Annotated in this window: 25 protein-coding genes; 6 read left to right on the forward strand and 19 right to left on the reverse strand. The window is 68.3% G+C overall.

The features are described from left to right. The coding region (locus R2910_13250) for an OsmC family peroxiredoxin (GenBank protein MEZ4413949.1) at positions 1-312 on the reverse strand (312 nt) is incomplete at its 3' end. Between the two features lie 59 nt (positions 313-371). Beyond that, a complete protein-coding gene (locus tag R2910_13255) occupies positions 372-941 on the reverse strand; it encodes a YdeI/OmpD-associated family protein (GenBank protein MEZ4413950.1) in 570 nt (189 codons plus the stop codon). Between the two features lie 197 nt (positions 942-1138). Between R2910_13255 and R2910_13260 the strand changes: the two genes are divergently transcribed. Then, a complete protein-coding gene (locus R2910_13260; protein MEZ4413951.1) occupies positions 1139-1435 on the forward strand; it encodes a hypothetical protein in 297 nt (98 codons plus the stop codon). A 101-nt stretch (positions 1436-1536) separates the two neighbouring features. Here the strand turns inward: R2910_13260 and R2910_13265 are convergent, their stop codons facing one another. Genes R2910_13265 through R2910_13285 form a run of 5 tightly spaced genes read right to left on the reverse strand, consistent with a single transcriptional unit; the run spans position 1537 to position 7125 of the window. Beyond that, positions 1537-2082, reverse strand: coding sequence for a DUF308 domain-containing protein (locus R2910_13265; protein ID MEZ4413952.1), 546 nt, complete (start codon positions 2080-2082; stop codon positions 1537-1539). A 45-nt stretch (positions 2083-2127) separates the two neighbouring features. Then, complete coding sequence (locus tag R2910_13270) at positions 2128-3642, reverse strand: hypothetical protein (GenBank protein MEZ4413953.1); 1515 nt, start codon at positions 3640-3642, stop codon at positions 2128-2130. A 50-nt stretch (positions 3643-3692) separates the two neighbouring features. Then, positions 3693-5252 (reverse strand): cation:proton antiporter, encoded by a 1560-nt coding sequence (locus tag R2910_13275; protein MEZ4413954.1) that lies wholly within the window; start codon positions 5250-5252, stop codon positions 3693-3695. Between the two features lie 14 nt (positions 5253-5266). Next, positions 5267-6208 (reverse strand): mechanosensitive ion channel family protein, encoded by a 942-nt coding sequence (locus tag R2910_13280; protein MEZ4413955.1) that lies wholly within the window; start codon positions 6206-6208, stop codon positions 5267-5269. Next, complete coding sequence (locus tag R2910_13285) at positions 6208-7125, reverse strand: mechanosensitive ion channel (protein MEZ4413956.1); 918 nt, start codon at positions 7123-7125, stop codon at positions 6208-6210. Before R2910_13285 ends, R2910_13280 begins: the two co-directional genes overlap by 1 nt. 149 nt (positions 7126-7274) lie before the next feature. Here R2910_13285 and R2910_13290 point away from each other — a divergent pair, with 149 nt between their 5' ends. Then, positions 7275-9104, forward strand: a complete 1830-nt coding sequence (locus tag R2910_13290) for a protein kinase (protein MEZ4413957.1) — start codon at positions 7275-7277, stop codon at positions 9102-9104. 12 nt (positions 9105-9116) lie between these two features. Here the strand turns inward: R2910_13290 and R2910_13295 are convergent, their stop codons facing one another. The 3 genes from R2910_13295 to R2910_13305 are packed head-to-tail and all read right to left on the reverse strand — an operon-like array spanning position 9117 to position 12796. Next, complete coding sequence (locus R2910_13295; GenBank protein MEZ4413958.1) at positions 9117-9746, reverse strand: carbonic anhydrase; 630 nt, start codon at positions 9744-9746, stop codon at positions 9117-9119. A 50-nt stretch (positions 9747-9796) separates the two neighbouring features. Beyond that, positions 9797-10483 carry a VIT1/CCC1 transporter family protein gene (locus R2910_13300; GenBank protein ID MEZ4413959.1) on the reverse strand — a complete coding sequence of 229 codons (687 nt, stop codon included), beginning with the start codon at positions 10481-10483 and terminating at the stop codon, positions 9797-9799. Positions 10484-10519: 36 nt separating this feature from the next. Then, a complete protein-coding gene (locus R2910_13305) occupies positions 10520-12796 on the reverse strand; it encodes a universal stress protein (protein ID MEZ4413960.1) in 2277 nt (758 codons plus the stop codon). 336 nt (positions 12797-13132) lie between these two features. Between R2910_13305 and R2910_13310 the strand changes: the two genes are divergently transcribed. The 3 genes from R2910_13310 to purE are packed head-to-tail and all read left to right on the forward strand — an operon-like array spanning position 13133 to position 15820. Then, positions 13133-14041 carry a LysR family transcriptional regulator gene (locus R2910_13310; GenBank protein MEZ4413961.1) on the forward strand — a complete coding sequence of 303 codons (909 nt, stop codon included), beginning with the start codon at positions 13133-13135 and terminating at the stop codon, positions 14039-14041. Between the two features lie 49 nt (positions 14042-14090). Continuing rightward, on the forward strand, positions 14091-15305 hold the full coding sequence (gene purK, locus R2910_13315) for a 5-(carboxyamino)imidazole ribonucleotide synthase (GenBank protein MEZ4413962.1): 1215 nt from the start codon (positions 14091-14093) through the stop codon (positions 15303-15305). Then, positions 15302-15820 carry a 5-(carboxyamino)imidazole ribonucleotide mutase gene (gene purE, locus R2910_13320; GenBank protein MEZ4413963.1) on the forward strand — a complete coding sequence of 173 codons (519 nt, stop codon included), beginning with the start codon at positions 15302-15304 and terminating at the stop codon, positions 15818-15820. The genes purK and purE overlap by 4 nt, the downstream gene beginning before the upstream one ends. Positions 15821-15826: 6 nt before the next feature. Here purE and R2910_13325 read toward each other — a convergent pair whose 3' ends face one another. The 9 genes from R2910_13325 to R2910_13365 all read right to left on the reverse strand — a co-directional run bounded on the left by R2910_13325 (position 15827) and on the right by R2910_13365 (position 20230). Beyond that, positions 15827-16186 (reverse strand): antibiotic biosynthesis monooxygenase, encoded by a 360-nt coding sequence (locus tag R2910_13325; GenBank protein MEZ4413964.1) that lies wholly within the window; start codon positions 16184-16186, stop codon positions 15827-15829. 48 nt (positions 16187-16234) lie between these two features. Further along, positions 16235-16504 carry a hypothetical protein gene (locus R2910_13330; protein ID MEZ4413965.1) on the reverse strand — a complete coding sequence of 90 codons (270 nt, stop codon included), beginning with the start codon at positions 16502-16504 and terminating at the stop codon, positions 16235-16237. Between the two features lie 23 nt (positions 16505-16527). Beyond that, complete coding sequence (locus tag R2910_13335; GenBank protein ID MEZ4413966.1) at positions 16528-17226, reverse strand: peptidylprolyl isomerase; 699 nt, start codon at positions 17224-17226, stop codon at positions 16528-16530. Further along, on the reverse strand, positions 17223-17852 hold the full coding sequence (locus R2910_13340; protein ID MEZ4413967.1) for a hemolysin III family protein: 630 nt from the start codon (positions 17850-17852) through the stop codon (positions 17223-17225). The genes R2910_13335 and R2910_13340 overlap by 4 nt, the downstream gene beginning before the upstream one ends. After that, complete coding sequence (locus R2910_13345; GenBank protein ID MEZ4413968.1) at positions 17853-18365, reverse strand: hypothetical protein; 513 nt, start codon at positions 18363-18365, stop codon at positions 17853-17855. It abuts the gene before it with no gap. Between the two features lie 28 nt (positions 18366-18393). Next, positions 18394-18882, reverse strand: coding sequence for a nuclear transport factor 2 family protein (locus R2910_13350; protein ID MEZ4413969.1), 489 nt, complete (start codon positions 18880-18882; stop codon positions 18394-18396). A 59-nt stretch (positions 18883-18941) separates the two neighbouring features. Next, on the reverse strand, positions 18942-19346 hold the full coding sequence (locus R2910_13355) for a hypothetical protein (protein MEZ4413970.1): 405 nt from the start codon (positions 19344-19346) through the stop codon (positions 18942-18944). Positions 19347-19498: 152 nt separating this feature from the next. Next, positions 19499-19837: a hypothetical protein gene (locus tag R2910_13360; GenBank protein MEZ4413971.1), complete on the reverse strand. Its 339-nt coding sequence runs from the start codon at positions 19835-19837 to the stop codon at positions 19499-19501. A gap of 3 nt (positions 19838-19840) precedes the next feature. Continuing rightward, positions 19841-20230, reverse strand: coding sequence for a hypothetical protein (locus tag R2910_13365; GenBank protein MEZ4413972.1), 390 nt, complete (start codon positions 20228-20230; stop codon positions 19841-19843). A 50-nt stretch (positions 20231-20280) separates the two neighbouring features. Here R2910_13365 and R2910_13370 point away from each other — a divergent pair, with 50 nt between their 5' ends. Beyond that, positions 20281-20925: a hypothetical protein gene (locus tag R2910_13370; protein ID MEZ4413973.1), complete on the forward strand. Its 645-nt coding sequence runs from the start codon at positions 20281-20283 to the stop codon at positions 20923-20925. Positions 20926-21087 lie beyond the last annotated feature (162 nt).

Raw genomic sequence — 21087 nt, forward strand, 5'->3', positions numbered from 1 at the left:
CGGGACGACCCCGTGGGTGGCCAGGTCGATCCGGGTGATCTGCGATCCCGCCCCGACGAGGTCGAGATTCACGGTCGCGGTGGTGGCGACGCTCTGGGGCTTATGTCCCGCCTTGGCGAGCCCCGCCGAGAGAGCCATCGAGAAGCACGCGGCGTGGGCCGCGCCGAGCAGCTCTTCGGGGTTGGTGTCCGTGCCGTCTTCGAAGCGCGACTTGAAGCTATAGGGGCCCTCGAACACGCCGCTGCCGAGCTTGATGGCGCCGGTGCCGGTGCGCAGGTCACCCGTCCACGTTGCATCTGCCTTCCGTTGCATTGATCTGCTCTCCTTCTGAGTAGTGATGATTCCCGATGTCGTCGGTGGCTCGGGGCCACTCACGCCCGGCGGAGCTGGGGAATCCGCACCCCGTCGCCCGAGCAGGCGATCAAGATACCCAATCGACGGAGGCGCGTCTCCTCCCGCTTGGCGCTCGTCACCCAGTGCGTGCTCGTGCGCCGGTACCACGGCGCCTCCTGCTGAAAGTATTTCCAGGCCGAGCGCTGCTTCCGGAATTGTACCCGGTAGGCGGCGGGCAGTTCGGTGACCGGCTGCTCGAAGGCATAGATGCCGGTGCGTCCTGCGGTGCGCGCCTCGAAGGCCGCCAACCCCGCCCTGGTCATCCGCTTCTCCCGAATGAGTCGCTCCGCGTGCGCCACGTTGACCCGGCTCCAGATGCTCCGGGGCTTCCTCGGCGTGAAGCGGATCGAAAAGCTGTCGGCGTCCAGCCGCCGGCGGACGCCATCGATCCAGCCGAAGCAGAGCGCCTCGTCGAGCGCCTCGGCGTAGGTGATGCCGGTGGCGGCGGCGTGTCTCTTGGCGATGCGGAGGACCAGCGCGGTCTCGGTCCGATGGTGTTTTCGAAGCCAGGCCCGGAAGGTGGGGGCCGAGTCGATGGAGTCCAGCAATGTAACCCCTTGACAATTAATAACTTACAGGTTATGTTTCATTCATTGAAACACGGGGCATGGCTGAGCCGACGCCGCCCCATCTCGTCAGAATGGTCCCGCGCAATCGGCGCAGCGGACCCGCGGTTTGCCTCGATTTGCTTCGCTCGGGGGCCGGCGCTGACGGAGATATGATGCGAGCAGACTGGTAATGTCCTATGAACTACATTCGCAACGTTTCATTCACGGTCAAGCCTGACAAGACCGAGGAATTCAACTCCCTGCTGAAGAACGAAGTCCTGCCGACCATGAAGTCGCAGCCTGGCTTCAAGCATGAGCTGGCGATGATCAACGGGCAGCACGCCGTCGGCCTCAGTGTCTGGACGGACAAGGCGAGCGCAGAGAAGTACCAGGCCGCGGTCTATCCGCAGCTGCTCAAGAAGCTGTCGCTCTGCATCGAGGGCACGCCGAAGGTCACGAACTACGACCTGACCATTTCGACGCTGGCTGCGTAGTCCTGCAGCAGTAGCACGGCAGGAAACTGTAACGCTTGCGGGCGGTCCGGAAACGGGCCGCCCGCTTGCATTTCTTGTGTATCGCATCGTCATGCGCGTGCTCAGCCCTTTGTCATACCCCGCAGCGTGCCGCCCACCGTCATCATCATCAGCCCCACGAAGAAGAGCTTGATGCCCAGGAAGAGGCCGATGGCCCAGACGCCAGCCAGCGGGGCCTGCCGCCAGATCAGGATGCCGAGCAGGATCGACACGACCCCGCCGACGGTGAGCCAGCCCCAGCCGGTGTCGGGCCTGCGCTGGATGCCGGCGTAGACCTCCGCCGCGCCGTCCACCACGAGGTAGGCGGTCAGCAGGATTGTCACGGAGACGGCCGCAAACACAGGGTTTACCAGGAGGAGGAATCCCACGGCGAGGGTGAGGAGGCCGAGGACGAACATGAGGAGCCCCCGCCCGACGCTCCCCGCCTTGAACGCCCAGACCATGCGCATGATCCCGGCCGCCATTACGAGAACGCCGAGGAGGAGCACGATCGAGAAGCCCGTGAGCATGGGAGTGAACATCGCGAACACCCCGAGGAGCATGGTGATGATTCCCCAGGTGGTCATGCGGGTGCCGCCCTTGTGGACGAGATCGCCGGGTGCGGTCATGGGTGGTCCCTCCGAAGTTTGGGTATGCCGGGTGCCTGGGGGCGGCTAGAAGGTGCCTGCCCCCACCTCGATCACGTAGTTCAGCTGCTTGATTTCGAAGCCGCCCGTGGCCTTCACGCCGGTCCGGACGCCCCAGAAGTCGGTGAGGGCGCCCAGGAACTTGAGCGGTGTGTGGGTCATGTTGACCCGGAACTTCATGCCCAGCTCCCCGACGAAGTAGGCGGTCGTCGTCGTCGCGTCGGTGGTCGCGTTCTGCGTGTCCACCCACTCCAGCCCGCCCGAGAAGTAGCTCCCGATCCAGTTCGAGGCGGACGCGGTGTACAGGAGCGTCCACGCCCACCGGTCGGTCTCGAGGTACACCCGGTTGACCAGCCAGCCGCCCGTCAGGCTCACGTTGTAGTTCTTGACGATGAAGAGGGGAAAGGCGAAGGCCGCCCCGCCGTGCCCGTCGTACCGGTAGGCGATGGACAGGCTCTTCGAGAACGACTGATCCTCGAGCCACGCGTCGAACGTCGTCTCCCCGTCGGACTTGATCAGCTTGGGCCAGTTCGGGTCGCCCTTGTCGGCGATGAAGGGGACCAGGTCGGGCTCCGCGAGGGAGGCGGGGGGGAAGGGGCGGAGTTCGTACACGGCGTGCGTTGGCGAATAGACGCCGTCCACCGTCAACGCGGAGCGGAGCGGGCTGTCTGGCGGCAGCGGCGGGGTCACCTGGTCGGGCGCCTGGCGTACCTTGGTCATCCACGACTGGTACCCGCCGGAGAAGAGCGACCCACTGCTGATGATGTCGCGCACGCCCCAGGCGTCGTTCACGCGGCGGTTGACGTCGTAGCCGGGGGTGTAGTAGCCGTCGCCGTTCTTGTCCGTGCAGCTGGCGTGCTTGCCCTCCTCGACCAGGATCCGCATGGGGAACTTCGCCCCGGCGTCGACGACGAGGGTGCAGTCGTACCACAGCATGCCGTGGGCCTTGCCCACCACCTTCTCCACCTTGATAACGTACTCGCAGCCGGGGCAGTTCGGGAGCTGGCCGATGACGAGCTTCATCTGGGCCGACTCGACGTCGTGCGGATGGCCGCCCAGCCCGATCTCGCTGGCGTAGTAGAAGAAGAAGTCGACGTCGAAGGCCACGGTGTTGGCGAGGTTGACCAGGGAGCCATCCCGGTTGGCGCTGTCGGGACGGAACGCCCAGCCCGCCCGTTTGGGGAGGTAGCCGAGGTTCCGGACCATGTAGTACACCACGGGTGAGTCTGGAGCTGCCTCGAAGGGAAAGGCCTCCGGGATCCGGATGTCCCGGCCCCGCTGGCCGGCCAGGTTGGGTTCGTCGGGGGAGAACCAGAGGATCGGCGCGGCGTAGGCGACCAGCCGTTCGATCGTCATGATGGAATCGGAACCGGCCCAGATCATGCCGGGAATCGAGTCCAGCATCGCGCGGCTGGTCAGCGCCGCCTTGTCGTAGCGCCGGTCCTGGGCCCGGGCCGGCTGGACCGCCACCGCGCCCAGCAGGGCGGCGAGGCAGGCGAGGCGGAGCAGGCGGGCGGGCGAACGCGCTGGGGTGAATGCCATCATGACTCCCAGGTCTCGAAGTCTGAAGAAGGCGAAGTCGATGGCTCCGCCTATTCGGATCCCTGATCGTGCAACTGGACCAGCCGGGCGTCAATCTCGCCCAGCACCGCCTCGTACGCTTCGCGACTCAGCAGTCCCTGGTGGTTGGCCTCGATCGCCTCCGCCTTCTCCACCATGAGCAGATGCCGCCGGGCACGGAGCAGTTCCGCGTCGTGCAGGTCGGCGTGTGTTTCGCGCATGCGGTCGAGTTCCCGCTCGACGCCGGCGAGCCGCCCCTGGTATTCCGCGCGGAGCGTCGCCAGGGCCGCGGGGTCGCCCTGCGCGCCGAGCGCCATCCGGTCGAGTTCTCGCAGTGCCGCCTGGACCGCCATCATCTCGCTCCGGTTCCGGTCGTAGTCGATCCGGGCCTCGTGCGAACCGGCCACGCCAAGCCAGCGGAGCAGCGGCGCCATGCTGAGGCCCTGGACCAGGATCGACAGGATCACCACGCCGAAGGTGGTGGCAATCAGCAGCGCCCGGTTAGGGAAGCCGGCCGGGAGGCTGAGCGCCAGCACCATGGAGAGTCCGCCCCGGAGGCCGCCCCAGCTGAGGATCGCCTGCCAGCTCCGGGGAACGCGGTCCGCGCCCCGGGCGGCGACCGGCGTCATGCCGAGCACCACGGCAGCCCGGCCGGCGGTCACCGCCAGGAATGCCGAGAGGATCAGCGGCCAGTAGGAGAGCAGATCGGATATCTGGACTTCGAAGCCGATCAGGAGGAAGATGATCGAGTTGAGGGCGAACGCGACGTACTCCCAGAAGGACTCGACCGCCACGCGGGTGGTCGGCGACATCCCGGTCCGCGCGCCGTAGTTACCGCAGACCATGCCGGCGACGACGGTGGCGATGACGCCCGAGCCGAGCAGGTGCTCCGCGCCGGTGAACGCCCCGTAGGCGGCGATGGTGGTGAGCGTAATCTCGAGCATCGGCTCGTCGATCCGCTGGATGATGGTGGAAATGACCAGGCCCAGCGCGAAGCCGACGCCGATCCCGATGCCCACCACCCGGATGAACTCGAGGATGACTCCCGCGGCCGAGACGGCGGCGCCGCCGGCGATGGCGAGGATGATCCCGAAGAAGACGATGGAAGTGCCGTCGTTGAGCAGGCTCTCCCCTTCGAGGAGCGCCGCGAGGCGGCGCGGCGCGCCGAGGCTTCGGAAGAGCCCCACGACGGCGATCGGATCGGTGGCGGCCACCAGGGCACCGAACACCAGGGCGTGGGTCCAGGTCAGCGTGTCCCGCAGGTGCAGGGCCGCCGCGACCGGCACCAGGATCGCGGCGGTCAGGAAGATTCCTGCCAGGACGCCCGGCACCGCCAGCGTCAGGATGAGCGAGCGGTCCCGGCGGAAGAGCCCGAAGTCGAAGTGGAAGGCCGCCTCGAACAGCAGCCCGGGGAGGAACACCGCGAAGAGAAGCTCCTGCGTCAGGTGCGGGGGTTCGAAGGCGTGCAACTGGCCGAGGAGGAGCCCGGCGACCACCAGGGCCACAGTGTACGGGAGCCGGAACTGCTTGGCGAGGATGGCGACCGTGGTCGCCACGATGAACATCAAGACGAGGATGGTGTCGATATGCACGGCGTGTCGTCAGGTCACGAGGAGGAGGAGGCCGGGGCGGCGGAGGCGCTCTTGCCCGGCTTCCCCTCCGTATTGTTGGCATAGAACCGCGTCGTTGGGTAGGCAAAGTCGACGTCGGGGCACTCGGCAAAGGCGCGCAGGATATCCTGCCAGATCGCGTCGGTCACCCGCCGGCGTTCCCGGGGCGCGCAGGGCATCCGCAAGGTGAGCATCACGCCGCTGTCCTGGACGGAGACGAACACGCTCGGGGTGGTACCGCTGCGGGGCATCGCATAGCGGGACGCCACCTCGCGCATGGCCGCCCCCGCATCCGCCGCCATCTTCTCGCCGTGCCGTTGTCCGATGTCCTGCAGGAGCCCCCGGGCCTTTTCCCAATCGCTCTCGAAGGTCACGAGGACCGGGAGTTCGGTCCAGATGAACGCGAAACCGTGGGTGTAGTTGGCGATGGGACTGGTGAAGAGCAGGGCGTTCGGCACATGGATGATGCGGCCGGTCGATTGATCGGCCTCGACCCAATGGCCGATTTCCAGCAGGGTGAACTGAAAGAGCCGGATGTCCACCACGTCGCCGGCGTTGTCGCCCAGCTGCACCCGGTCGCCGACCTCGAACGGGCGGCGCCAGAGGATGAAGAGCCAGGCGGCGAGATTGGCGAGGGGATCCTTGAGCGCAATGGCCAGGCCGGCGGAGAGGAGGCCGAGATAGGTGGCGGCGCCCGCGAAATCCACCAGCCAGATGCGGACAACGGCCAGGATGCTGATAACGCCGACGGTGTAGTTGGCCCCCTTGTGCCACCGGTAGCGGGTGTGCAGGTCCGTCACCCGGCGGTGCACGCCTTTCAGGACCATCCACCGTACCAGCAACAGGCCCAGGATGACCCCAACGGTGGTCAGGATGCGAATCTGGGTCGTGGGGCTGAGCCCGATCGCGTTGCTGGCCCAGGCGGTCAGCGACTGCATCAGCGCTCCCCGGTGCCGGTCTGGACGGAAATCGGCGGCGCGGCCACCAGCTCGAAGGTGGCGGAGGCGAGTTGGACCCGGCCGTTCGAGGCGTCCACCAGGTCCATGATGCCGTTGAAGAGGGCGTCCTTCACCCCGCGGCGGCTTCGGTAGTCCACCACGTAGCGGAGGGTGTACTGGAGCCAGTTGTCGGTGGCCACCAGCGTCAGCATCGGTGCGACGCTCGCGTCCTCGATGCGGTATTTCTTGACCATCCCCTTCCAGGCAGCCGCCGAGGTCTTGGCGTACTCGCCCACGACCCGATCGGCTACCTGCTGGATGATGGTCCGCGCCTCGGCGCGGTCGCTGCCGAAGCGAATCGGGATCCGGATCTCGTCCCAGAGGAAGGGGAAGTCACCGGAGTAGTTGAAGACCGGGGCCTTGAAGACGAAGCTGTTCGCCACCCGCACGATCCGCCCGTTGTAGAGGTCGCCATCGACCCACTGCCCCGTCTCCATGAGCGTGGTCCGGAGGACGCCGATATCGATCACGTCGCCCTTGATGCCGCCCAGTTCCACCCGGTCGCCGGGGTGGTAAAAGTTCGAGAAGGTGAGGGCCAGCCAGCCGGCAATGCTGGCAATCACCTCCTGGAGCGCGAAGGCGATGCCGGCCCCCGCGACACCGAACGCGACCGTGAGGCCACCGAGCTTGTCGCTGAAGAGGGCGGCCAGGAAGAGAAAGGCGAAGACGTACCCCGAGAAGCCGACCGCTTTCCGCACCCGGTACCGGGTGTCGGTGTCCTCGATCCGGCCCACCAGGGCGCGCTGCGCCGCACGCACCAGCGCCACGATGACCGCCAGCCCGAGGATGGTGGCCACGAGGCGGCCGATGTTGGCGTCGAAGAGCCAGGTCTGCAGATGCGCTGAGATTCCTTCCATCTCCCCAATCTGCCCCTCGCCGCGCGGCAGGGGAAGAGCCGCCGTCCTGGTGCCCCGGAGCGGGGCGTGCCGCAATTTCGCCTGCGCCGCCGGCATGCCTATGTTGCATGCTGTGCCGGACACCGACTCTCATGAGGGGTACGACCGACGTGAGTACCGACGCTCTCGCGCCATTGCAGGCGCTGCTCGCAGGCCAGTACACCCTTGAGCGGGAACTCGGACGGGGCGGCATGGGGGTCGTGTACCTGGCCCGGGATGTTCGCCTCGACCGGCCCGTAGCCATCAAGGTCCTCCCCCGCGCGCTGGCGGCCGACCCCGAACTTCGGGAACGGTTCCTTCGCGAGGCCCGCACCTCGGCCCAGCTCTCCCACCCCAACATCGTGCCGATCTACCGCGCCGACGAAATCGACGGCGTGGCCTTCTTTGCCATGGGCTTTGTCGACGGCGAAAACCTCGCCGAGCGGCTGCGCGCGCGCGGCCCGCTTCCTCCCGCCGAGGCGGTGCGCGTCCTGCGCGAGGCGGCGTGGGCGCTCGCGTACGCGCATGCCCGTGGAGTCGTCCACCGCGACGTGAAGCCGGAGAACATCATGATCGAGCGCGGCACCAACCGCGCCATCGTGACGGACTTTGGCATCGCGCAGAACCGGCTGGCCACCCCGCTGACACAGGGGGGCATGGTCCTCGGCTCGGTGCACTACATGAGCCCGGAGCAGGCCGCCGGCGACAAGCTCGACGGCCGGAGCGATCTCTACTCCCTCGGCGTCGTCGGCTTCCAGATCCTCAGCGGCCGCCTCCCGTTCGACGCCGCCGAAGCCGCGACCGTCATGGCCCAGCAGGTGACGCGCCCGGCGCCGTCCCTGTCAGCCGTCGCGCCCAACCTGCCTCCGGGACTGGTGGCGGTGATCGATCGCAGCCTCAGCAAGGCTCCCGGCGACCGCTACCCCACCGGCGAGGCATTTGCGGAGGCCCTGGAAACGGCGCTGCAGTCGGCGGCGCTGCCGGCCGCCGCGGGTTCGCTGGCGGAGGTGGTGAGCACCGACCAGGCACGGGCCATCTGGCTCCGCGCCGCGCAACTCCAGGCGGAGGCCACTACCCGGCTCCAGGCGCGCTACCGGGAGCCACAGTCGGACGACACGCCCGCTGGCCCCGCGCCGAGCGGCGGCTATCGTCTGCAGGACGTGGAACAGGCGGCCTCCGAGGCCGGCATCGCGGCGGAGTTTGTCGCCATGGCCATCGCCGAGCGGCCGGCCGGCACGGAAGTCGGGCCGGCGGACCTGTCGGCGCGAGAAGATCGGACGCTCACCCGGATGCTCGGCACCCGCGACCGGAGCATTTCATCCTCCCGGGTGGTCCGGGCCGCACCGAAGGAGGTCCTGGAGGCCATCGGCCGGGTGCTGACCGCGCCGCCGTATGGGCTCAAGCTGCGCGACACCGTCGGCGGGCATCCCCTCGACGGGGGCGTCCTGGTGTTCGACGTCTCGTTGCTGCGAAACGTGATCCTCGCCTTCGACGGCGTGCTCAGCATGTTCCGCTACCGCATGACGCAGCTCGAAATCGAGCAGCTGCATGTGGCGCTCAAGCCGGTGGGGTCCCCCACGAGCGGATGCGAGGTCACGGTATCGGCTGACCTGCGTCGGGGGCTGCGGAAGGCGTGGCTGGTGGACAAGTGGGTCACGGGGGTCGTGGGCCTGACGGGCGCGGCTGCAGGGGCGGGAATCGGACTGACCATCGCGCTGGGACCGCTGGCCGCGGCGGTGGCGGCGGCAGGAGCCGTGGTGGCCGGCGGAGCCTCCCTCGCGGGGTGCCGATGGGGATACCGCTACGCCTTGAAGAAGGGACGCGAGGAACTCGAGGGGATGCTGACGGCGCTGGGGGGAGACCTGCGTGCCGCGTCCGTCTTCGGTACACCCCCGCCGGCCGCCGCGCACCGGCTTCCTCCCGGATCCGGCGACCCGAACGCGCTGCTCGGCGGCCCCTGACGGGCCGGGAGTTCACTCCGCGGCGGGCACGCCGTCGAAGAAGTCCACCTCGCCCGTCTCCAGGGAATATTCGGCGCCCACCACCAGGAGCCCCTCCTCGCGCACCAGCTGCTCGAGGACGGCCGAGCCGTGCCGCAGGTGGTCGGCCGACGCCCGGATGTTGAGCCGCACCGCCTGCTCGATGATCGCGTCCCGGTCGTGCTTCAGGTCGGTGGCGAGCAGGCTTTCCACAGAGGGACGGATCCGATCCACGATCGATCGGAGGTTGCGGGACTGGTTTGCGGTCGGTCGCTGCAGCTCGTCGAGGGTGGCGGTGACGGCCCCGCACTTCGAGTGGCCGAGGACCACGACCAGGCGCGTGCCGAACTGCGAGGCGGCGAACTCGACGCTCCCGACCAGGGAGGGCGCCACGATGTTGCCGGCCACGCGAATGACGAAGAGGTCGCCGAGCCCCTGATCAAAGATCAGCTCCGCGGGCACCCGCGCGTCGGAGCAGCCGAGGATGATGGCGAGCGGTTCCTGCGCCGACGGCAGCTCCGGCCGCTTCGTGTGGCTGACGATCGTGTCCGGTCCACGCACGTTCGCGGCGAACCGGGCGTTGCCCTGCACAAGGCGATCCAGCGCTTCGCGTCCTGAAATCATATGGGTGGCCTCCCCAGAGAGTGCATCGGAGGTGTGCCTGCGGATATGTGCTAGATGGCGGCCCCGAAGAGGCGTCCGACCAGGGCGGTGCATCCCATGGCCACGGCGCCCCAGAAGGCCACCCGGACGGCACCCCGCATGCGGGGCGCGCCGCCGATGTGGGCGGCGACGGCGCCCAACACGACAAGCAGCAGCAGCGTCACGCCCACGACACCAGGCGTGAGGATCCCGGTCGGCAATACGGCGGCGAGAATCACCGGCGGTGCGGCCCCGACCGCGAAGGAGGCGGCCGAGGCGAGCGCGGCCTGGATCGGGCGCGCCCGGGTCAGGTCGTGGATGCCGAGCTCATCCCGGGCGTGGGCCCCGAGGGCGTCATGCGCCGTGAGCTGATCAGCGACCTGGAGGGCCAGCTCCGGGCTGACACCCCGTGACACATAGATGCCCGCGAGCTCCGCGCGTTCCTCCTCGGGTGCCTCCGCAAGCTCTCCGCGCTCTCGCACGAGGTCGGCGTCTTCGGTGTCCGCCTGGGAGCTGACCGAGACGTACTCGCCGGCGGCCATCGAGAGGGCGCCGGCGGCGAGCCCAGCCACGGCGGCAAGCAACACCGCCGCCCGGTCCGGCTGGGCAGCGGCCACTCCAACCACCAGGCTGCTGGTGGAGATGAGTCCGTCGTTGGCACCGAGGACGGCAGCGCGCAGCCAGCTGATGCGGTCGCTACGATGCGTTTCAGTGCCCATGGGCTTGCCTCCGCTGACGGAAGACGGCCTGTGTCATCACTCCTTCGCCTGCCCGCGTCCGATCCCCACCACCGTCACCGCCCACACCGGGCAGTGGGCGGAGAGGACGACGCTTTCCGTCACGCTCCCGACTTCCACGCCGATTTCCTCCGGCCCGCCCCGCCCGCGTGTGGCCATCATGATCAAGTCGCAGCCCTCGGATTCGGCCACGCTGGTGATGGTGCGGCTGGCGCCCGATCCCGTCACCCTGGTCTCGGCGCTGATGCCGATCGCGCCGAGCGCCTGGGAGACGGACGCGAGGTACTCCTCCAGCCGGGGGACCTCGCTCTCGGCCTCCGGCACGGCCAACAGCACGACGGTGCTGCTGAAGTGGCGCGCGAGGATGCGTGCCGACGGGAGCACCTCCTCGGAGTCCACCGACCCGTCGAGCGACACCAGCAGCTTCTTGAACGCCGTGTGCCGGCTGGTCCAGGCGTCGGTCGGGCGGATGATTAACACCGGCAGTTCGGTCTGGCGCACAACGGCCGTGGCGGTGTTCCGGCCCAGGAGCCGGTCCACCCGGGATCGGCCGTGCGTGGCCATCACGATCACGTCCGCGTTGCTCTCAATGCCGTGCCGGCCGATCTCCTCGGGAATGCTGCCGCTCCGCATGCTGATCTCCGCCTTCACGCCGCGCTGCCGAAGCGTCTCGGCCAGACGGTTGAGGTAGGCCTCGGTGGCGGAGCGGGCCTCCGCCGGCTCGCCGTTGCCCTCGGGCCGTCCGGACTTCACCGACATCAGGTCGATCCGGCCATCCACGGTGCGTGCCAGCAGCTCCGCAACCGGCAGGGCCTGCTCGGCCAGGGCGGAGCCGTCGAGCGGCACCATGATCCGGTCCACACCAAAATCGCCGTCGGGGAGGTCGTCCCGCTGGAAGGGGAGGAGGTACTGTGCGGAGAAGAACCGGCCAAGGTGTTCATCCAGCGGTTTCGGCGCGCCCAGACGGCTCCGGAACATGCTGAAAACGAGGTACAGCGCCGGAATGAAGAGCAGGTAGGTCCACGCCCCCTCGAAGAAGCGCTCGTCGAAGATGATGAACGTGGCCACGGTGGTCAGCAGCGCGGCGACGATGGTGCCCGCGAGCGTGGCGGCCCCACCGGGAGTGAACTGCGTCCGCAATTGCCGCAGCAGGCGCTTGGCGGCGGCCCACCCGGTCATGCTCAGCAGGATGAAGACGCCGGCGGCGTAGATGGCGAGGTACGTCTCCTCGTGGGTCCCGAAGGCCAGGAAGCAGAGGGCCACGATGCCGACCTCGACCCAGACCGGCTTGTCGGCCACGTCGAACCGGTTGCGGATGCCGAGCCAGGCGGGGATGTAGTGCCGGTAGCGGAGGCCGAGGGCCAGGTTCTGGATGCCCTGGGCGCTGGCGGCCGCGGCGGAGGCCAGCACCAGGACGCCGATCAGGGTACCGATCCAGGGCAGCGGCGACGGCAGCAGGTGGTCCATCGTCTGGGTGAACACCGAGACGTGGGTGTCGCTCACGTCCGCCTCGGCGAGGATGGCGGGTCCGACGATCAGCATCGTCAGGCAGGTGGTGCCCATGATGATGATGAGGCTGCCGAAGGCCTTCCTGCTCCGCTCGGCACTGGTGCCATCGTAGGCCGCCACCAGGTTGGCAAAGATTTCGATGCCGGTCATCAGCGCCAGGATGCGCGCATATCCGGCCAGCGTGAAGTGCAGGTAGTCGGGGTGGAACGCGCGCACGTCGAAGGCGGGCAGGTGAAACCCGCGCTGCCAGATGGTGGCGCCGATCATGGTCCACAGGAGGAGGAGGACCGCCAGCGTGGCCGGCCCGAAGGCGCGCGCGGCCGTCTTCGGGCCGCGGTTGACCAGCCAGCCGATGCCGATGCTGATCAGGACCGCCGCGATCGTCCGGAAGGGGAGCCCCCCGACGCTGTCGTTGAGCGAGGGGGCGCGGTCGGCCATGAAGGTGACCAGCGCCGCGATGCTGACCAGGAAGGTCAGGGTGTATTCGACGAAGGTGATGCCGGCGTTCACCTTGACGGCCCACGACCCGAACTCCTCCTCGGTAAGCCCGCTGCCGCCGCTGCCGTCGACCACCCACCGCATCACCAGCCGGTACATCGCGCTGACCATCACCACGGTGAACACGACCATCCAGATGCTGGCGCCGAAGGTGACCTCGGCGACGCCCGCGATGACGATCAGCTTGAGAAAGGGCCCGAAGACATAGAGCGGCGAGGTGGCGGGGTCACCGCCACCGGCGAGGGCGCCCTGGAATGCGTTGCTCAGGCGGTGAGAGACGTGTGCCATGCGTTGCCTCGGCCCGCCGCACCCGTGCGGTCGGCTCGACGGAGGGGAGGGAAGTCGGTGATTGGAGTGGGCTGCGTCGACCGGAGGGAAGATAGCGCGGTCGGGGGAGGCCCGCGTCGTTCGACACGCTGCGTGCCCGGGTCGGGGCCGACCAGCCGGGTCACGTGGGCGGCTGCCCCGGAGAGCAGGGGGGCCAGCAGGGGCAGCGGCCACTGGCCGATGGGCGGCACGGGACTCTCCACTCCATTCTTTTTGCGAACGCGGGGAAGATAGGGCTTGTAAAATGTTCTGTAAAATACATATTGCTCGATACATCCATCTTACATACAGAACGATATGGACCCGACCACTCCCCGGCTCAACTACCACCACCTGCACTACTTCTGGGCCGTCGCCCGGGAAGGCAACCTCACGCGCGCCGCGCGCCGGCTGGGCGTGGCGCAGTCGGCGCTGTCCACCCAGATCAAGACGCTCGAGGACCGGCTCGGCCAGGCGCTCTTTATCCGCCAGGGGCGGACCCTCGTGCTCAGCGAGGCGGGGCGCATCGCGCTGGAGTACGCCGACACTATCGTGGGTGCCGGCGACGAGCTGGTGGCCACGTTGCGCGAGGGGCGGCGGCAGGAACGGCTGGTGCTTCGGGTGGGGGCAGTGGCCACCCTCTCGCGCAACTTCCAGGAGGAGTTCCTCGCCCCGGTCCTCGGGACGCCGGACGTCGTCCTGATGCTGCAGTCGGGATCCCTGCGCGAACTCCTGGCCCGTCTGGGCACCCATACCGTCGACCTCGTCCTGGCGAATCGCCGGGTACAGGAAGACACCGGGACGGCCTGGCGGTGCCGGCGCATCGCGCGACAGCAGGTAAGCCTCGTGGGTCCCCGGCGGCGCCGGCGCCCGTTCCGGTTTCCCGACGACCTCGCCAACACCCCCATGGTGCTGCCCAGTCGGGAGCACGAATTCCGGTCGGCGTTCGATCTGATTTGCGAACAGCGGGGTATCACCCTGTCGGTGGTGGCGGAGGTCGACGACATGGCCATGCTGCGGCTCCTGGCGCGCGACCTCGGGGCGGTCGCCCTGGTGCCGACGGTGGTCGTGCGGGACGAGCTGCAGTCGGGAGCGCTGCACGAGTACTGCACGGTGCCCGACCTCTACGAGGAGTTCTTCGCGCTCACCGTGCGGCGCCAGTTCCAGCACCCGCTGCTCCGCTCACTGCTCGATCGTCCCGAATCGGCGGTCCTGGCCACGGCCTAGCGGCGTCGCCGGCAATCGATTGCTTCAACCTGGAGGCCTGGCAGCACGCATGTACGAAACCTTCGACGGCGACATCCTGGCATTCTCCGCCGGGGGCAAGGCGACCGTGGGCGTCGGCCCCCGGCTCGGCATCATCGGCGGCGGCCAGCTGGCACGCATGACGGCGATGGCGGCCCTGCAACTCGGCTGCGATGTCATCATTCTCGAACGCAATCGCTACAGCCCCGCGGCGACGCTGGGCACACACTCGCTGGTCGGCGACTGGAGTGACGCCGGCGCCCTCCAGGCGCTGGCCGATGGCGCCGACGTGATCGCGCTCGAGAACGAATTTGTCGACGCCGGCGCGCTCGCGGCGCTGGAAGCACGCGGGCACCTCGTGCTGCCCTCAGCCGGCGCCATGGCCCTCGTGCAGGACAAGTTGCGGCAGAAGGAGGCGCTCGCCGCCGCCGGGGTGCCGATTCCCCGGCTGTCCGCCGCGTCCACTCCGGCCGATGTCGTCGCCGCCGGCGAGGCGTGGGGCTGGCCCCTCCTGCTGAAGGCCCGCCGGAACGGGTACGACGGCAAGGGGAACGTCACCGTCCGCTCGGCCGCCGAGGTACAGGCAGGGTGGGACCGCTTGGGAGGCGGCACGGGGGGTGGGCTCTTCGTCGAGGAGTACTGCGATTTCACGGCGGAACTGGCCCTCATCGTGGTCCGCGGGCGGAACGGGGAGTCGGCACGGTACCCCGTGGTGGAAACCGTCCAGCGCAACCATGTGTGCCACCTGGTGCGGGTGCCGGCGGCCGTGCCTGATGGCATCGCCGACCGGGCCGCGGACCTCGCCGAGCGCGCGGTGGAGGCGACCGGCCTGGTCGGGGCAGTGGGGGTCGAAATGTTCCTGCTGCCGGATGGCCGCATCGTGCTGAACGAGCTCGCGCCGCGGGTGCACAACTCCGGGCACTACACCATCGAGGGATGCGAGACTTCCCAATTCGAGAACCATGTGCGCGCCGTCCTGGGCTGGCCGCTGGGATCGACGCGTCTCCTGGCGCCCGCGGCCGTCATGGTCAACCTGCTGGGCGCGCACCGGAGCCCGGGCCGGCCCGTCGGGCTGGAGCAGGCGCTGGCGGTGCCCGGCGCCCACGTGCACCTCTACGGCAAGGCGATGAGCGGACCGGGGCGGAAGATGGGCCATGTGACCGCCGTCGGCGCCGACCTGGCCGAGGTGGAAGCCCGCGCCTCGCGCGCGGCCGCCGCCATTCACTTCGGGGAGGCAACATCATGAAGCGCCAGAAACCGCTGGTCGCCATTCTCATGGGCAGTGATTCGGATTGGCCGACGCTCCAGCCGGCCGCGGAGGCCTGTGCGGAATTCGGGGTCGCCACCGAGGTTCGCGTGGTGTCCGCCCACCGGACTCCCGACGACATGGCGCGGTTCGCAAAGTCGGCCTATCGGCGCGGCCTGCGGGTGCTGATCGCCGGCGCCGGCGGTGCGGCGCATCTGCCGGGGATGCTGGCCAGCCACACACCGCTCCCGGTCATCGGGGTGCCCGTGGAGGCGACGTGCATGCAGGGACTCGACGCGCTGCTCTCGATCGTCCAGATGCCGGCCGGGGTCCCCGTGGCCACGGTCGCCGTCGGGGGCGGCCGCAACGCCGGGCTGCTGGCAGTCCAGATGCTCGCCACCGGGGACGCGGCGCTCTATCGGCGCCTGGTGCGCTTCAAGCAGACACTCGCCCGCGCGTCGCGCGCGAAGAACCGCCGCCTGCAGACGCTGCGGACGGATACCGGAAGCGGCTGAGGGCCGCTACCGGCTGAAGCCGCCGACCGCTTGCATGTAGGCCGGCTGGAAGCTGGCGAGCGCCCCCTTCACGGTGGCATCGGGTGTTCCGTAGATCGTGAAGCTCACCGGGGTGAGGATGGCCATGAACCGCTCGGCATACTTCGATCCGAAATTTCCAAGGTGCACCATGGTGGCCGCCGAATCGACGTAGCGCTCGAACAGGTGACACCGCTTGCCGTCGGCCGACAGGCTCCATTCATAGTCGAGCGCCCCCGGTTCATCGTTCTTGGTGGCGGTCACCATGTCGTTCATCAGCGCGCGAAACTCCGCTTCGCGGCCGGGCTGCAGATCGAGGACCAGCATCCAGGATACATGACTGCTCATGGAAACTCCGGTGAGTGGTTGAAATCGAGCGACACTGATCGGCGACCGCTACATCCGCGCTGTGCCGGACCCCGCCGCGGCGTTGTACAGCCACGCCAGGATGAGGCCGGCGACGGCCCCGTCCACCAATCCGTAGAGGGCGCCGACGATGACGCTCCCGAACCCACCAACCTCGTAGCCGGGGTAAATGGACGAGACGACATCGAGGAAGGCACCGCCGTAGCCCGGCCAGACCAGGTGTGCCGCGCCGACGAGCAGCACCGCACCGCCCCAGAGCAGGCCGCCCGCGATGGCGAGCGCTTTGAGATCCAGACGCATGTTACCTCCTGGTGGAATGAACGTCACTCACCCCAGGTCTTCGTCACGGAGACCGAGAGTATTCGATCCAATCCCGGATAGGCCCGGTCGAGGTAGGCGCGGCCGGCGGCCATGATCGAGTCCCACTGCTGCAGGGGGGCGTTCCCGTACTGCCGATTCAGCGACTCGAGCGCCGGCATCCCTTCCACCACCTCTGCGATCGGTGGGAATCCGACCACCCCCTCGTAGCTGACGGTATCAAGGCTGGTGTTCGGGGTGAGGTTGATGGCGAGCTCCACCGTGCGCGAGTCGGGCCCGGCGCGGGCGAAGCCGACTGTCCCCGTGCCGTTCGGGTGCCGGACCGGTTCATCCGGAATGCCGGTGCTGTCCCAGGCCTGGTTGGCCGCTGCGCTGTTCCCGACGCCGAACTGCACCACATACCCACCCTGGAAGCTGGCGGTCGGCCCGACCCGGTAGATGACCACACCGTCGTAGTAGTGGCCCATGGCGAGGTGGTAGAGCCGGTCGACGCCGAGCGGCGACCAGTCGCGGTGCGCCTTCAGCACGACCGATCCCTTGGTCGTCTCGAAGGTGACCAGGAAGCTGTCGGGCGCCGCGCGGGTCAGGGGGAGCTGGGAGGGCAGGGGCTGGGTCTGTGCCGCGAGGCGTGGGAGCGCGGGCCCAAGGACCAGCAATCCAATCAGCCAGCGTGCGCGGAGCATCCGGTGCGCGCCCCGGGTCATGCGGCGTATCTGAGCACCGCCACCACGTGGCAGGCGGTGCCGGCCAGCACGAAGAGATGCCAGACAAAGTGCCGGTAGGGGAGGCGGCTCGCGGCATAGAAGCCGACGCCGGCGGTGTACGCGAGGCCCCCGGCGGCCAGCCAGAGCAGGCCCGGGACCGGGACGGCCTCCAGGAAGGGCTTGGCCGCGACAATGATGAGCCATCCCATCCCCAGGTAGAGCGCGGTCGAGAAGCGCGGGTACCGGATGCCGCCCCGTGCCTTGAGGACGATGCCAAAGATGGCCAGCACCCAGATCGCGCCCAGCAGTGACCAGCCGATGGGGCCGCGGAGGACGCCAAGCATGAACGGCGTGTACGTGCCGGCAATGAGCACGTAGATCGCGCCGTGATCGAGCACCCGGAAAATCTGCTTGGCACGAACGGGGGTGAGGGCGTGGTAGAGCGTGGAGGTGAGGTAGAGAAGGGCGGCACTCACCCCGAACACGAGCGCGCCGACCAGGGCCGTGGAGCCATGCTGCAGCGCGTTGACCGCGAGCACCGGCAGGACGGCCACCGCCGCGACGAAACCGACGCCATGGCTGACGCTGTTGGCAATTTCCTCCCCGCGAGACTGCGCGCGTTGCACTCAGCCCTCCCCGTGTGCCCGGACCGGGGCCTGGAGCAGCGCCAAGACGCCGGCCCGGCCCATGATGCGCACGGCTTCCGTTCCCAATGCATAGATGAAGAGGAGCGTGTAAAGCCACATGTGGATGACGAGGAAGCGTGCCGTGGACGTCTCGGCCACCATGCGCCGGAGGGCCGTGCCCAGGTCGCCATGCTTCAGCAGCACCGGGATCAGCTCCTCCAGCTCCCGGAAGAGCAACGCCACCGTGCCGTACAGGGCGGTCTTCCACAGCAGGTTGTACAGCAGCCGGCTCGAGAAGAGTCGGGCGAGCGCGGTGTGGTCCATGATCAGGATCGCCTTGGCCACGATGATTGCGGACACGGTGGCGATGGTGCTGCTCGTGGCGGTGACGTGATAGTTGTCCAGCACCAGCGCCTTGGTGAGCGAGAGCATGTGGAAGGCGATCAGGAAGAAGATCATCGCGGGGATCATTTCCCGCAGCTCGTTCCACAGCCAGGCCATCGCCTTGCCCATCAGCGTGCCATTGTCCTGAGGTCCGTGTTCACGGCGCCTCGGGTGCCGGCGGCATCGGAACAGACGCGTGGTCCATGACGTAGACCCACTTCCCGTCGCGCATCGCCTTCACGTCAGAATACCGGCCCTGGAGCACCATGGCGGTGCCATCGCCAGTCGGGATGGTCAGGGTCCAGTTGCCCCAGCCGAGGACCACGTCGCCCTGGGGGATATTCTGCGGGTTGTCGAACGCCAGCTGCGCGCCCGGCATCGAGGCCATGGTGATTTCCCACTCCGCCTTCGCCTCGTCCCAGCCCAGGCCGCCCATGCCGGCCAGCCCGATGTTGACCAGTTCCGGGCTGTTCCAGTAGGTGGCCATCAGCGCGTTTGCGTCGCCCGCGTTGAAGGCGTCGAGGAACGCCTGGTCGACGGCGTTGGCCGCGGCCACCATGGCCTCGGGGGTCGGCCCCTTGGGGGCGCAGGCCCCGACCAGCACGAGGGTGGTGAGGAGGGCGGTGGTGCGGGCGATTACGCGCATGGGCAGAGACTCCTTGAGGATGAAGACGAGGACGCGCGGTCGGCGCGTGGCTGGACTCGCTATGCCCGCCAGGCCTCCGGCACGTTCCGGATGGTCTGAAGGTATTCCGCGGTCGTCGGCCGTGCCAGCAGCAGGTTGGTGTCGGCGTCGCTCGGCAGGGCGTCGGGGCCGGGGACCTTCCGCCCGGTAGCGAGATTGACGGTGACGAAGCGCATGGTACCGAAGGCTCGCGCGGCCCGGTCACCCTCGTCCACGATCACGAACCGGGCACGAAAACCGTCCGGCTCCACGAGATAACCCCAGCTGGCAACCTCGAGAAACGCGCCGACGAAGACGGGGGCCACGAATTCCACCTGCAGTTCGCGGAGGACGTAGCCGATTTTCAGGATCCGGGCCCACTGACCGACGTCGCAGCGGAGCTGGTCCTGGAGCGCCTCGACGCGATGCCCCATCACGAGGCTCACGTACTCGCCGGAATTCAGGTGCCGGACGGATCCGCCTGGGGGAACTTGACCCGTTCCCGGGTCGTCAGCACCCGGTTCATGAAATCAGCCAGCCTGAGGTCGATCATTGCGGTGCTCCCCTGGTGCAGGCTCGCGGCCCGGCGGCGGGGTGCTCAGGGCCACCAGCCCCACCATCGGGCCGCTGCATACAGCAACCCAAGGGCATAGAGCGAACCGAAGATTTCCTTGTTCCACCGGGCGAGCCATGCCGGCAGGTAGATGTCGAAATTGGGCCGCCGGTCCTCCGTGAAGCGCGCCGCCATCGGGGTCAGGGGGCAGTGCATCCGGTTGACGACGAGGATGAGCACCTCCACCATCACCAGCCCCGCGAGGCCCCACGCCCAGTCGAACCGCCCGAGATGGGCGCTGACGGGCACGCCGACGATGGCGGCCACGAAGAACACCCAGACGACCGTGTGAACGGTCTTGATGATCGTCAGGGGAGTGGCCAAGGGCTAGCGCTCCACCCGCAATACGCAGGTCGACTCGCTTCCCCGGACGGTGATATCCGGGTACCACATGAGCGTCGCCACCGCCCCGCCGAACCCCGAGGTGAAGCGCGCCGTCTCGGACGTACATCCCGGCAGCCGCAACGTCGCCGTGTGATCTCCCTCCTCCACCCGAAACCCGCTCACCGTCCGGGCGCCCTGTCGCTCCAGGCGTCCCACCACCGAGTCGTCGATGACAACCTCGGCCCCGACGAGCTCGTCCGGGGCGTTGCCAAACTGGACCTGAAGCACGTACGACCGGTCGGGGACGCAACTCTTCCAGAGCACGACCAGCACCATCGCCGCTCCCACGGCAGCGACACGCCAGAGCAGACCACGCCGGTGATTCTCAAGCACCGCGATTCTCCCCTGCTACATTCGGAGGGAGTCCATCCCGAGGAGACGCCATGGACAAGGATACAGCATCCAGCCGCCGCGGTTGGCAAGTGGCGGCGGTGCTGGCGCTGCTGACGAGCGGGGTGATCGGGTGCGTGTCGTCCTCCGTGCCGGGATACCAGCTGCGGGCCGTGCCCAGGGGATTTCTCTTTACCGCGAACGTCACTCCCGGCACAACCCCCCTGCCGGATCGGGAGATGCTGAGCCACGGAGTCTGGTTGGGCGACATCGTGACGTTCGAACCGCAGAGCACCATCGACGTCACTCGGTATGCCGGGGCGGTGTCGATCGAGGAAGCGAGGGCCGTTCGGGACGCGCAGGCCAGCAAGTACGGCCATCCCGCCAGCATCGACTACGGGGAGGTGGAGACGGTCACCATCGACGGCCGGCCCGCCTTCGCCTGGATGGAAACACGGTACGATGAGCACGGCGCCGTCAGGTCGATGGAATACCAGGCGGTCATCCCCACCGATACCGTCAGCTACCTGGTGGCCTTCAGCACCAGCGCGGCCCCGCGACTCCACCCCGATTCGCTCACCCGGGTGGTCCAGAGCTGGGGGCCAGGGAGGACCGAGGTGCTCTGGGGGCCCATCAAGGTCGCGGTCGCCCTGCTGATTGGCCTGGCGGCCCTGCTCGTCTACAAGGCGCGAGGCTGACCGGTAGTCGTCAGGCGACCTCTGGGCCTTCCGTTCGGGCACGCATGGGATCAATCCGGGTATGAGGCGAGACGGATGTCCTGTTAAATTGCCCTCAGGCACAACGCGACACGGCTTCGTGTCACCACCATGATCCGCCGTGTCCACCGCCGGTGGCATTCA

The sequence above is a fragment of the Gemmatimonadales bacterium genome (assembly GCA_041390145.1).
Taxonomy (GTDB): domain Bacteria; phylum Gemmatimonadota; class Gemmatimonadetes; order Gemmatimonadales; family GWC2-71-9; genus SPDF01.